The 10,737-nt window shown below is 66.2% G+C and carries 11 protein-coding genes and 1 pseudogene; 7 read left to right on the plus strand and 5 right to left on the minus strand.

Annotated features, from left to right (window positions below; genetic code table 11):
* Window positions 1–110: 110 nt before the first annotated feature.
* A complete protein-coding gene (locus tag H5J26_RS07235) occupies window positions 111–1,346 on the minus strand; it encodes an epoxide hydrolase family protein (RefSeq protein ID WP_181764882.1) in 1,236 nt (411 codons plus the stop codon).
* Window positions 1,347–2,967: 1,621 nt separating this feature from the next.
* Between H5J26_RS07235 and H5J26_RS07240 the strand changes: the two genes are divergently transcribed.
* The gene (locus H5J26_RS07240) at window positions 2,968–3,378 is read left to right on the plus strand and encodes an ATP-binding protein (RefSeq protein WP_181764883.1); all 411 of its coding nucleotides are present in this window, start codon (window positions 2,968–2,970) and stop codon (window positions 3,376–3,378) included.
* 677 nt (window positions 3,379–4,055) lie between these two features.
* Here H5J26_RS07240 and H5J26_RS07245 read toward each other — a convergent pair.
* The 4 genes from H5J26_RS07245 to H5J26_RS07260 form a co-directional block, all read right to left on the minus strand.
* A complete protein-coding gene (locus H5J26_RS07245) occupies window positions 4,056–4,934 on the minus strand; it encodes a DUF4231 domain-containing protein (RefSeq protein ID WP_181764884.1) in 879 nt (292 codons plus the stop codon).
* 239 nt (window positions 4,935–5,173) lie between these two features.
* Window positions 5,174–6,043 (minus strand): SUMF1/EgtB/PvdO family nonheme iron enzyme, encoded by an 870-nt coding sequence (locus tag H5J26_RS07250; protein ID WP_235980461.1) that lies wholly within the window; start codon window positions 6,041–6,043, stop codon window positions 5,174–5,176.
* A gap of 115 nt (window positions 6,044–6,158) precedes the next feature.
* Window positions 6,159–6,944, minus strand: coding sequence for an aminotransferase class IV family protein (locus tag H5J26_RS07255; RefSeq protein ID WP_181764885.1), 786 nt, complete (start codon window positions 6,942–6,944; stop codon window positions 6,159–6,161).
* A 328-nt stretch (window positions 6,945–7,272) separates the two neighbouring features.
* A complete protein-coding gene (locus H5J26_RS07260; RefSeq protein ID WP_181764886.1) occupies window positions 7,273–7,665 on the minus strand; it encodes a GntR family transcriptional regulator in 393 nt (130 codons plus the stop codon).
* Between the two features lie 656 nt (window positions 7,666–8,321).
* Here H5J26_RS07260 and H5J26_RS07265 point away from each other — a divergent pair.
* The 6 genes and pseudogenes from H5J26_RS07265 to H5J26_RS07290 form a co-directional block, all read left to right on the plus strand.
* A complete protein-coding gene (locus tag H5J26_RS07265; protein WP_181764887.1) occupies window positions 8,322–8,474 on the plus strand; it encodes a hypothetical protein in 153 nt (50 codons plus the stop codon).
* A 262-nt stretch (window positions 8,475–8,736) separates the two neighbouring features.
* Window positions 8,737–9,021 carry a hypothetical protein gene (locus tag H5J26_RS07270; RefSeq protein WP_235980462.1) on the plus strand — a complete coding sequence of 95 codons (285 nt, stop codon included), beginning with the start codon at window positions 8,737–8,739 and terminating at the stop codon, window positions 9,019–9,021.
* A 101-nt stretch (window positions 9,022–9,122) separates the two neighbouring features.
* On the plus strand, window positions 9,123–9,386 hold the full coding sequence (locus H5J26_RS07275) for a DUF6284 family protein (protein WP_181764888.1): 264 nt from the start codon (window positions 9,123–9,125) through the stop codon (window positions 9,384–9,386).
* Window positions 9,383–9,580: a hypothetical protein gene (locus H5J26_RS07280; RefSeq protein ID WP_181764889.1), complete on the plus strand. Its 198-nt coding sequence runs from the start codon at window positions 9,383–9,385 to the stop codon at window positions 9,578–9,580. Before H5J26_RS07275 ends, H5J26_RS07280 begins: the two co-directional genes overlap by 4 nt.
* 285 nt (window positions 9,581–9,865) lie before the next feature.
* Window positions 9,866–10,339 carry a hypothetical protein gene (locus tag H5J26_RS07285; RefSeq protein WP_181764890.1) on the plus strand — a complete coding sequence of 158 codons (474 nt, stop codon included), beginning with the start codon at window positions 9,866–9,868 and terminating at the stop codon, window positions 10,337–10,339.
* Window positions 10,336–10,737: pseudogene (locus H5J26_RS07290) on the plus strand (hypothetical protein); the annotation flags it as partial. The gene H5J26_RS07285 and the pseudogene H5J26_RS07290, both read left to right, overlap by 4 nt.

Here is a 10,737-nt window from a genome sequence, read left to right on the forward strand (position 1 = left end):
AGTCCGTCCGCCGGCGACCACCGCCACGCGACTCGGCCCCGACCAACTTCTCCGGTCGGGCCCCGAGTTGCCTGCTTGGGGAGCGAGGGCGGTGGGATCTGCGGCCGGGGTCAGGGGCGACGGCCGCGGAAGGTGGCGCGCAGGTCGGTGACCCAGGCGTCGGGGTTCTCCCAGGGGATGAAGTGGCCGCCGTGGTCATGGGCGTTGACGTTGACGTGGTTGAACCAGCCGGCCTGGGGCCCGTTCAGGAACGCCTGGACTCGCTCTGCGGAGGTGTGGACGCCCGGCGGGTTCTCATGGCCGACGAAGGTGAGCCCGACGGGCGCCTGTACGACGGGAGTGCGGTCGTGAACCGGCGTCCAGGGGTAGCGGTTGGCGTTGGCGTAGTAACGCATCGAGGTGGCGATGGAGTTGTTCGCCCAGTAGATCGTGGCGTGGGTGAGCAGGTCGTCCTTGGTGAAGACGGACTCGACGTCTCCGCCGTTGTCGCTCCAGGAGTTCCAGCGTTCCAGGAGCCAGGCGAGGAGCCCGGCGGGTGAGTCGCTGAGGCCGTGGGCGAGGGTGGCGCCGTCCAGCATGTGAGTGGCGAGGTGGACGGCCGAGCGGTGGTCGAACTCGATGATGCGGGCGCGGACCTCCGGGGGCTGGTCGTCGGTGAGGGGGCGGTTCCGGGCGAAGTCCCAGGCGCGGGGCCCGTTGAAGAAGTCGAGTGGGAGCCCGGAGCCGATGTGGATGCCGTAGAGCTCGTCCGGGTACTTGTGGCCGAGCTGGCTGGAGACGATCCCGCCGATGTCGCAGCCGCCGGCCGCGTACTTCTCGTACCCGAGGGTCTCGGTCATCAGGGTGTGCCAGACGTCGGAGACCTTCCAGAAGTTGACGTCGGGAAAGCCGGTGAGCGGGCCGGGAAAGCCGAACCCGGGCAGCGACGGCACGAGGACGTCGAAGGCGTCGGCCGGGTCGCCACCGAAGGCGGCGGGGTCGGCGAGCGGGTCCACGACCTTGGACCAGTGCCAGAAGGTCCAAGGCCAGCCGTGGGTGAGGATGAGCGGGACGGGTGCCGGGCCGACGCCGGGCTTGCGCATGAAGTGCAGCGGGACTCCGGCCACGTTCACCGAGTAGTGCTCGTACGCGTTGATCGCGGCCTCGGCCTGACGCCAGTCGAACCGGTCACGCCAGTAGGCGACCAACTCGTCGAGATACGCGCGGGGGACGCCGTAGGACCAGTCCTCGTTGGCCTCGTCCACCGGTGCCCGCGTCAGTGAGAGCCGGGCGCGCAGGTCGTCGAGGACTTCGTCGGGGACGTGGATCGGGGCGGGCTCCAGAGGAAAGGCCCGGGGTTCGGTCATGGGCGACTCCTTACCGTGAAGTGGGCGGCAGCGCGGGCGACTCGCCGTCGCGACAGGGAACCCGGCGCGGGCACGTCAGGAGACCGCCCGGGTCGCGGGAGGGTTGCGAGCCCCCGATCTCTCGTCCCCAGGGCCGCTCCAGCCCAATGCCGCTACGCCGTCTGCCGGACGCTGATCTTTCCGGGCGCCGAGGTGGTGACCGGGATGGGTCACGACAAGGCCGCGGCCCGGGTGCATCCCGTAACCGGTGGCACTTGCGGTCGTTGGTACACCCACCGCGCGGGGGCGGGGCCAGGAGGTGTTCGCTCGTGAACTACGGCTCCATTCCGATCCGTTGTCCCGCCTGCCTCGGCAGCGGCGACGGTCAGACCGTCATGACCGGCAAGCGCACCTACATCGAACCCTGTTACTCGTGTGAGGGCACTGGCCGGGTGATCACCCTTCTGCGATTCGGATGCCTCGCCCTGCCGCTTGGGTCGCCTCTCCGGCTGCATGTGCCATAGCAGTGCTGGAACTACTCCTGGAGACTCACGGCCACCCCGGCACATATTCCGGACCGGGGTGGCCTAGCCGCCTGCACGCCCGGGCGGACAAGCAACACCAGGGCACGTTACCGACCATGCGCTCCCTCAAGCGTCGCGATAACCAAGCCTTCACGACGGGGCGATGCTGTGAAGCCTGGCACCACGACCTCACAGCGACGCTCGCGAATGTCGCCGACGAATCACCACGGCTCTTGATGAGCACCCGATCTGCAGAGGGATCACGGATGTTCCTGACCGGGAGCGGTGGGCACTTCAGCCTTGCCACCGCAGGAGAGGAGACGCCCCGGCCATTGGTGCCTGCGCGACCAGGAACGCAGTTACCGCCGCCGTGGCATTCCCTGAGCCGGGAATTCTGCGTGAGACGCAGGAGCCTCACGGCATTCCGGCGGCGTCGTTTCCGGGACGGCCGGATGATCGACAAGTCTTCCGGCCGCCCCGGTGTCCCACGACGGACACGACAGCCTTTTGCCCCTCTTCGGAGCACTCATTCGACTCAGCCTTTCAACGCCGCTCCTGTCTTGAGTTGTTGTCCGCTCGTCGCTCATCACGTTCCACTGAGGCTGGCGAAGAGTCGGAGGCATCCCGCACCCCCGATGTGCAGCCCGACTTCTCAGGTGAGGCCGTCGTTCTCGTCGGCTGGCTCAGCGTTGAGAGAGTCGGAGGCACTGTTGTCAATGCTGTTCATTCGTCCTGCCCCCTTGCACCCATGACACGCCTCGACGAAGCCGCCGCGGCCGGTCACGACGGTCTGACCGTCACCGGAACCGTTGCAGAACGTGCACCTTAGGGGCATCGAGTCAGCCGACATGCGGAAGCACCTCCCGAGCACTCCCGCTTTCCCGCTACCCGGCCAAAAACGCACAGCCCAGTGCCAGTTGTGCACCGATGACCACATGACTTGCGACAATGCAGGCGCTCGTAGTGGCGGTGCAACGCCCCGTCCTGGTTCTCCGGTGACTGGCGAGCGTCCAGTCGAGTGCCGAATCGAGAGTTGCAGCGTCCGTGCGTTAGTCCGGTCTCAGCGAGGGCAAGAGCATGCGCACCAACAGTCCACCGACCAGACTGGGATGAGCGTGATGACCGATCAGCTCAGCGCGGAACTTCACCAACGTCCCGTATCCAGCACGCATCCCCGAAGTAGCTGTCAGGCGCGCGACATCGCTCGCGATTACCTCTCCGCTCTGCGCCCCCCAGCCACTCCAGAGACCGTCGACAACGTGCTTCTCGTGGTATCCGAGTTGGTGACCAACGCGTACCGGCATGCGGGCGGACTCAGCTGCTTCCGCGTGAGCGGGTCCGCGGGAAGCGTGCACGTTCAGGTGACCGACCCGAGTCCGCTCCTTCCCCGTTCACGGTCCATCGGCCCGGAGACGGATCTTGAGCGGGGCGGCGGTTTCGGCTGGCCATTGGTGCACCACCTTGCTCATGAGGTCACAGTGCGTCGTGAACCGCACGGCGGAAAGACCATCGAGGTCTTCATCAGGTGAGGAACGAAGAAGGCCCCGGCCCGAACACGGCCGGGCCGCGACTTACCTTCCTCGGGACGGCGCCTCTCACCGTGAAGTGCCGCTTCGGGATTTCGATCTTCGGCGGGTCCCGAATGTTCGATGTCATGCGAGCTTCTTAGAGGCTCCTCCTCCGTGCCCCTCGCGTGCCCCATCCACGGGTAAGCCACTGGGAACCACGGTCGCCACCAGGCAGCACCCACGACAACGGCCCCCGACCAACTTCCCTGGTCGGGGGCCGAGTTGCCTGCTCAGCGCGGAGGCGGTGGGATTTGAACCCACGGTGAGGGGTTACCTCACGACGGTTTTCAAGAGCGTCAAGCGCTCACTACATAAGCCCTGGTTAGGGGTTGTTTCTACCACCAAGAGGTGTCTCCTGGCCCACGCATGGCCCATGGGTCTCGAAGGAGACCCATGGGGGTTAGGTGAGGGGCAACCCCAACGACAGGGGAAGTGGAGACGTCAGTCATGCGAGCCTGGCTCTTGTCGGCGCAGGTGGTTCTGTGCGTACAGGAACTCTTCCGGGTACCGGTACAGGCGGGCGATACTCCACGCCTGATCACCGCTGAGCCAGGGGTAAGCAACGCGCAGCCGACGGGCGCGCCAGGTGGTGCGGGGCGCCAGGAGCCACCGGTAGAAGCCGAAACCAGCAGCGGCCATCACACGACCTCCTGCTGACCCTGATGAGGCTGATCGAGCTGCTGCTCCCGCTTACGCTGCTCGATCCGCAGCGCCTCGACGTTCTCAGCGAATAGCGTCAGGTTCTTCTTCTCGTCCGGGTCTTTGTAGGGGTAGATGCCCAATTCCAGGGCGGTGACCTGCTGCTCGATCGCGTCGGCGGTCTGCTGTAGGTTGAAGCCGCGTTCCTTGAACTTGTAGTAGCCCATCACCGAGGTGATAATTGAGACTGCCGCGCCCAGGCCGATAAGGATGCCCTTGCCCGGCTGCGGGGGGTCATAAAGAGCGGTCACGGCGGGGACGGCTGCCGAGCAGAGAATCAACGTCCACTGGAGCCAGTTGTGCCAGCCGCGGTAGGTGGCGCTCTCAGTGCGCAGCCGGTCGATTTCCCTCGGGATGGAGTCCCGGTAGGAATACTGACGGGCGAAGGTGGGGCGAGCGATCTCAGCGGCGACCAACATTCGCCTTTCCTCAGCGAGTTCGAGGCTGAGTTTTAGCTCCGCAACAGTGTGTTTTTGTTGCGCCACCCCTCCGACTTTACTCTTGTCCTCATACTTCGGCTGCCCAGTATCGAAAAATTCTACGAAGATACTCCCCCCGATTACGAGGGTCGCAAGGATAAATAGGCAGAAGATGTTGATGGGCGCCATGTTGTACTCACGCCAGGTGAGAGCGGTTATACCGATCAGAGAGAGCGACAGCAACGGCGCCGCAACCCACCGAGCACCCTGAGCGATGCTTACCATTCGGGTCCGCTTGATTTGCCGCTGGAGGCTGGCGACAACCCGCCGGTGTTCTATTAACGACTCGATGCGGGCATTTAGATCGACGTTGCCTAAGTCATGATCGGACTTGGCCATGAGCGGAATTCCCCCCTGGACTGAGCAGAAATTCTTTGGTCAATCACCGTTTATGATGTCCCCTCAGCCCTCATGTAAATCGTGGGGCGCCGGGTTGGCGGCTCTTGGTGGGTCGGATTGACGCAAAGCGCATTCCTCTTGGCTCAATCACTCGCCGCACAGCCGCGACACGGGAGCCTGTCACGTGCCGGCGACGACGAGGGGTCCGGCTCACGCTGACGGCGCGGCCGACGTCGCCTTCACCTCTTGCCGGGAGTCATCTGCTCAGGCGTCGCCACACAACGGAACCCGGTGTCGTCGTCATGCATCATGTCGCTCGCGTCGTTGGAAGCGGCTGGCGCGCCACGGAAGAGGGGGCTCGTGAAGGCGCTGCCCCGAAGTTCGTAGCGGCCTGGCGTAGTTGCCGTTGCGAGCCATTCCCACACGTTTCCCACCATGTCGTAAACGCCGTAGGGCGAGACGCCGCTGTGGTATCGAGATACGGAGGTCGTGCGCTCTACGCCGGTCTCTCGGACATTGCACTTCGCGGCAGTCTTCTGGTCTCCCCACGGGAAGGTCCGGCCGGCGGTACCGCGCGCCGCCTTCTCCCACTGTTCGGCTGTCGGTAGCGACTTTCCAGCCCACGTGGCGTAAGCGTCTGCGTCTCGCCAGGTCACGTGCACAACAGGGTGGTCGTACAGATCACGAGGACACCTGCCGTTCTCCCAGTGCTCAGGCACAGAGTGCTGCGTGGCCGCGCAGAACCGCGCATAGTCGGCATTGCTCGTCGGGAAGGTGTCGATGTAGAACTCGTCGACCCACACGGGATCGTCGTTCTCGCCGGACAGGAATATCCCTTCCGGGACCTGTGCCATGAGCTTGCCGTCACCGGGATGCTTCACGTATTCGCCGCTGCTCGTCTGGTCGTCGTCGGGCTCGATGACTGCGTGCGTGGGAACGTCATCCGCCGCCAGGATGCCCACGAAGCGGCCTTGTGCATCCTGGTCGGCCTTGGCGAGCAGAGTGTCCAAGGCCGCCTGATTCACCATGCGCAGCGATGCTTGTTCGCCGTCTCCCTCCCAGCGAGAGACGATGCGATCGGACACCCCCAGCTTCTCGGCGAACTCCATGAGGCTCATTCGTACGGCTTCACGCAGCGCCTTAACTTCACGTCCGGTCCATTTCGTAACGAGTGGCATGGGTTACCTCTGTCGTGAATCGCCGACCTGGGGTGGTGGCACGCGCCTACAGTCGGTCGCCAGGAATGCCGTCGTAGGCGTCTCGCAGTGCGGCGAGTACGGGGTGATCCGTCGGGAAGTGCACGCCGTCAAGCGCGCTCACAGCGCGCACGCCAATCGTCGTGTTCGTAGCGAAGGCCGCGGCCATGCCCGGGAGGTCTGGAAGCCGCACCGGCTTGGTGACCTGGTTGGGCGCGTTGAGGCCTTGCAGCAGGAGCATCGTCGTACCGGGAAGCACAGGGGCGTCGGGCCAGATAACTGTCCCGTCCTGGGCGACAAAGCCCAGGTTCCAGGTGCCGCCCTCGGAGACCCTTCCATCCGGCTCGACGAAGACAGCATCGTCGAATCCAGCGAGTTGAGCGTCGCGGCGGAGTCGGAGCTGCGGGTGAAGACCGATGTGCTTCACCTCCGCGTTGTCGCGGGTGAAGGTGAAGGTTTTGGCGGTTAGCGGCGGAGGTGGCATGGCGCCCGCAGGGCGCAGGTTCACCAGGATGTGCGGGTCCTTGCCGTCACTGGGGCGCCCCATGTCGAGCGCCGGATCAAAGACGGTGACACGGAGGCCAGCAACCCCGGTGACTCCGTCAGCGGCCTTGCGGATGTAGTTGAGCGTCTGCTCGCGGTCCAAGTCGACCCCGAAGACGATGTGGCAGTCCCGCACCAAGCGGTCTAGATGAAGCGACAACCCCCGAATGGTGCCGTTCTCCATCCGCATGGACGTGAAGTGCCCGTAGTTCGTCAGGGCAAGGGCCTGGAGGTCCTCCAGGGTGACGGGATTCCCGTTCAGTTCGGCCATGTGGCCAGTCTCGCAGCCCGGAACAGTCCGCCAACACCCCGTCAAGCAGCCAAAGTTCGCTTAAGTTCGGTGCAGGGGCGGCGGGAGTACGTACCGACAGCGCACCCGTCGGGACACGCTTAAGGCATGACGACGGACACACCGCAAGAGACGGTAGGCGCAGGGCCTCCCCTCGGTGGGGCCCACGAAGCCCTCAAGCTGCTCGACGCACACCATGAGGCCCGCCAGGTGAACTATGGCCTCAGCCAGACGGAGTTCGAAGCGCTGCGGCGTGAACTCCGCGAGGCATACGAGTGTGTTGCGGCACTGACCCGTCGCGCCGACGCTCTCAGTGGCCGTTTCGAGGCGACCGATCCTCGTTCGCGAGTCGTTCGAGCCTTTCGAGGCGCTCACCAAGTCCATGGAGGGCGTCATGGATCCCACTGAGTTCCCGAGCAAGCGCCGTGAATGCCGGACTGCTGCCCTCTTCGGTGCCGAGCGGCATCGACGGATCGCGCACGAATGTGCCGCTGCCCTGCCTGACGAGGAGCAGGCCCTCATCGCGGAGCTGTCCATACGCACTCTGCACAGTGTTGAGCTGAACGCCGACTTCCTTCGCGAGTTCCCTCGCGGCCGGCAGGCGCTGCCCCGGCGCGTAGGTCCGCTTCTTCTGGATGAGGTCACGGATCGTCGAAGCGATCTGCTTCGCCGTCGGCTGCGGCGGGAAGTCACTGCGGTCCATCCCTAGAGCCTAGCTCCCACCTGGCGCTTCGCCAGGGGACGAGACAACACTTGACTTTGAGATTGACTTAAGTCAATCTCAAAGTGTCTCACCGAGTCCCACAGGGGTCCCGGTGAGTGGTCTCACCGCTGTTCTTTGACAACTGGAGATGCGTGTCCACCGGGTGACAACCCCCGACATGGCCTTCCGTACAGGCGGGGGGTGAGCGGGGAGGTGACCGGCGATCGCGTCCCTCACGGGGCGCGGCGGACGCATCAGAAGGGCCTCCGATCGGGCCGGAACCGGTCGGGACGTGAACGGTGTTCATCGGCGGGGAAGCGAGAGCGGACTTGTTGGTGGGCGCGTGAGTCGAGCGGCACACCTGCCCCCGCGCTTTGCGGCGGCACGCGAGCCACAGCGCATCCTCACGGATGCGGCGTACGGCAACACCCCCTGCTCAAGGGGGTGCGGGACGCTCACAGACCGGTAAGCGCCAACTCGACGGCAGTCGGGACGTGGTGACTCCACGACTGCCACTCGTCATGCGAACAGGGCACCCGCTACGGCCACTTAGCCGTGCCGGGTGCCCTGTCCGCTTGATGAGTCCGCAACCACAAGCGCGCCGCCCGGAGTTGCACCTCCGGGCGGCGCCATACAGGACCTGTGTAGGAGGACCTGTGATCGAAAGCATGGCACGCCCCTTAGCTGCCGTCAGCGCCGCCGGCGGCAGCGACGACTCGCGGCACGACCGCGGTGACAAGCGGGCCGACGGGCAACCGCAACTGCCCGAGCGCGTCCCCGGTCACCCGACCCGGCTGGCGGTGGCGTGATGGCCAACGACCAGGAACGCCGCGCTGAACTGGACCGCCGCAACGACGAACGCAACAAGCAGAGCCAGCAGGACGCCCGCGCCAAGCGCGGCTGACCGTTGCCCGATCCGCCCGTCCCTGTACGGGCGGTGAGGGGAGCCGAACAGCCCCAAGTTTGAAGCTCCACCCACACACCGCTGTCGGCGGTCATCCCGCCAACACATGCGCCTGCTGGCAGCGGCACCCCTTCTCTCAGCCCTTCTCACGAACTGGAGACCAGCCCATGAACACGCCTTCTGCCGCCGCACTCCTGACGCTTGCTCCTCGCTGCGCCGCCGCGCACAGCGAGGAGCGCAGCCCCTGTGAGGGGCCGCGTGCGGTGGTGCGGATCGTCGACCAGAACGGCAACGAGACCACCGGCTGCGTCCATCACGCCGCGGTGCTCTACGCCTCCCTGGCCTGCTGCCGCGTGTATCCCTCACCCGGCCACGCAGGCGACGTCACAGAGGTCTACCGCCGCGCCCAGATGCTCGACTCCCGCCCCTGGCGGGCGGTCACCGCCGCCTGATCAGCCCCTCGATTCCTGCCTGTGGGTGGTGGTCATCCCGCCAACGACCGCCCACCACCCCCGGCTTCAACCCGCCCTTCTCACAGCTTGGAGACACACCCATGTCCACCCTGACCCTCGTACGCGACATCGAAGACGGCCCCACCGACGCCGAACTCGAAGCAGTCGAAGCCGAACTGCCGATCGTGCAGGCGGAAGTCGAGTTGCTCGATGTCGAGATCAGCCTGCTGGACCAGCCCTCTACGGCGTGGTCCGAGCGCCGTGTGCGCCGCGTTCACCGCGAAGTGCTGGCCGCCCGCCTGAAGGTGGCCAACCGGGCCCGGCTGTGCAGGCTCGCCGCGAACGTGCCGGGGGTGGCGCGATGAGTGAGCGTACGTTCCCGATCCGGCCCCGGCCGAAGGAGGACCCACGGTTCACGGTGGGCCTGGCTCTCGACGTGGCCGCCGTGCTCGAGCAACACGGCTACCCCAAGGTCATCGCCGGCCGAGACCTCTTGGAGCTACAGCAGGCACTGTTCGGGTTCCTCTACGAAGGCCCTGACCAGGGGGAGGTGTCCTGATGGCCCGCACCGTGCGCCGTTGCCGCCCTCACGGGCCCCTGACGGGGCTGTCAGGCCCGCTGTTCCGTTGGGGGTTCACCCTCGTCGCCGTGGTCGCTTTCGCCCACGAGCACTTCGGTGCCGCGTTGGTGGCCGGCGCTCTGGCGTGGCTGGCCTGGTCCGTGCACCCGTCGCCCCGGCGCCGGACACGCTCCCGGCGGAGGTGCTGCACGTGCCGGTGACCGCCCCTGCCACTGCGCCCTTACCTGACTTCCTGACCGATCCCGCCATGAGGGGGAATGCCGCATGATCCGCATCATCACCTCCCGCCGCCTGGCGGAGATGGAGAGCGAACGCAACCGCCTGCGACAGCAGGCCAGCACCGCCGAAGACCAGGCTCAGCAGGCCCTGGACCGGGAGATCGCCACCCAGCTCCGGCTGGCCGGTGAACGCGCGCAGCTGGAGAAGCAGTGCTCCGGCGCTGACTTCGCACGCGAGCTTGCCGAGACCGCCAACACCAAGCTCCGGGCCGAGGTTGAGGAACTGGTGGAGGAAGTCCGCCAGGGCGAAGCCGGACCGAGGTGCGTGTACGTCCTCACCCGCTTCGGTGAGCCGCGCAGCGGCCACACCAGCCAGGAGGCTGCCAAGGCCGAAGCCGTCCGCCTCGGTGCCCCTGCCGGCGCTTGGGGCGCGGTTTCCCCTGAGAAGCCACTCGCGGACGCTGCCTGGGCCATCAGCCACGTCTGCATCCGGACCCAGAAGCCGGGAGGTGCACCGTGAACTCCCTGGTGACCAAGTTCCTCCATGGGCAGCCCGCGTGGCTGCCCCTTCTCGTTGCCACAGCGGTCACCTTCCTGGTGCTGGCTGTGGGGATCACGCTGATCGCCCGCCGCCGTGGCAAGACACCCTGGCTGGCGGGGATCGGCCCGCAGGCCGTCGTCGCCCTGGGCGGTGTCGCGGTCTCCGTGCATGGCCTGTGGGGCTTCGCCCGCGATACCGCGCACCTGTCGCCGTGGCTGGCGGTGGCGTTCATCGCCGTGTTCGACGCGGCGGAGATGACGCTGCTGGTCATGCTCTACCGAGCCGCCGACCCCAAGGTCGGCTGGACGGACGAGTTGCGGCTGATGCACCGCACCGCCTGGACGCTCGTGGCGTTCTCATCGCTGATGAACGCCGTC

This window comes from Streptomyces albidus (ex Kaewkla and Franco 2022), from assembly GCF_013870515.1.
Classification (GTDB): Bacteria; Actinomycetota; Actinomycetes; order Streptomycetales; family Streptomycetaceae; genus Streptomyces; species Streptomyces albidus.

Excerpts from the sequence above, each read along its gene's own strand:
- H5J26_RS07235 (WP_181764882.1), bottom strand. The coding sequence starts at position 1,346 with ATGACCGAACCCCGGGCCTTTCCTCTGGAGCCCGCCCCGATCCACGTC.
- H5J26_RS07240 (WP_181764883.1), top strand. The coding sequence starts at position 2,968 with ATGACCGATCAGCTCAGCGCGGAACTTCACCAACGTCCCGTATCCAGC.
- H5J26_RS07245 (WP_181764884.1), bottom strand. The coding sequence starts at position 4,934 with ATGGCCAAGTCCGATCATGACTTAGGCAACGTCGATCTAAATGCCCGC.
- H5J26_RS07250 (WP_235980461.1), bottom strand. The coding sequence starts at position 6,043 with ATGGAGTTCGCCGAGAAGCTGGGGGTGTCCGATCGCATCGTCTCTCGC.
- H5J26_RS07255 (WP_181764885.1), bottom strand. The coding sequence starts at position 6,944 with ATGGCCGAACTGAACGGGAATCCCGTCACCCTGGAGGACCTCCAGGCC.
- H5J26_RS07260 (WP_181764886.1), bottom strand. The coding sequence starts at position 7,665 with ATGGACCGCAGTGACTTCCCGCCGCAGCCGACGGCGAAGCAGATCGCT.
- H5J26_RS07270 (WP_235980462.1), top strand. The coding sequence starts at position 8,737 with ATGAACACGCCTTCTGCCGCCGCACTCCTGACGCTTGCTCCTCGCTGC.
- H5J26_RS07275 (WP_181764888.1), top strand. The coding sequence starts at position 9,123 with ATGTCCACCCTGACCCTCGTACGCGACATCGAAGACGGCCCCACCGAC.
- H5J26_RS07280 (WP_181764889.1), top strand. The coding sequence starts at position 9,383 with ATGAGTGAGCGTACGTTCCCGATCCGGCCCCGGCCGAAGGAGGACCCA.
- H5J26_RS07285 (WP_181764890.1), top strand. The coding sequence starts at position 9,866 with ATGATCCGCATCATCACCTCCCGCCGCCTGGCGGAGATGGAGAGCGAA.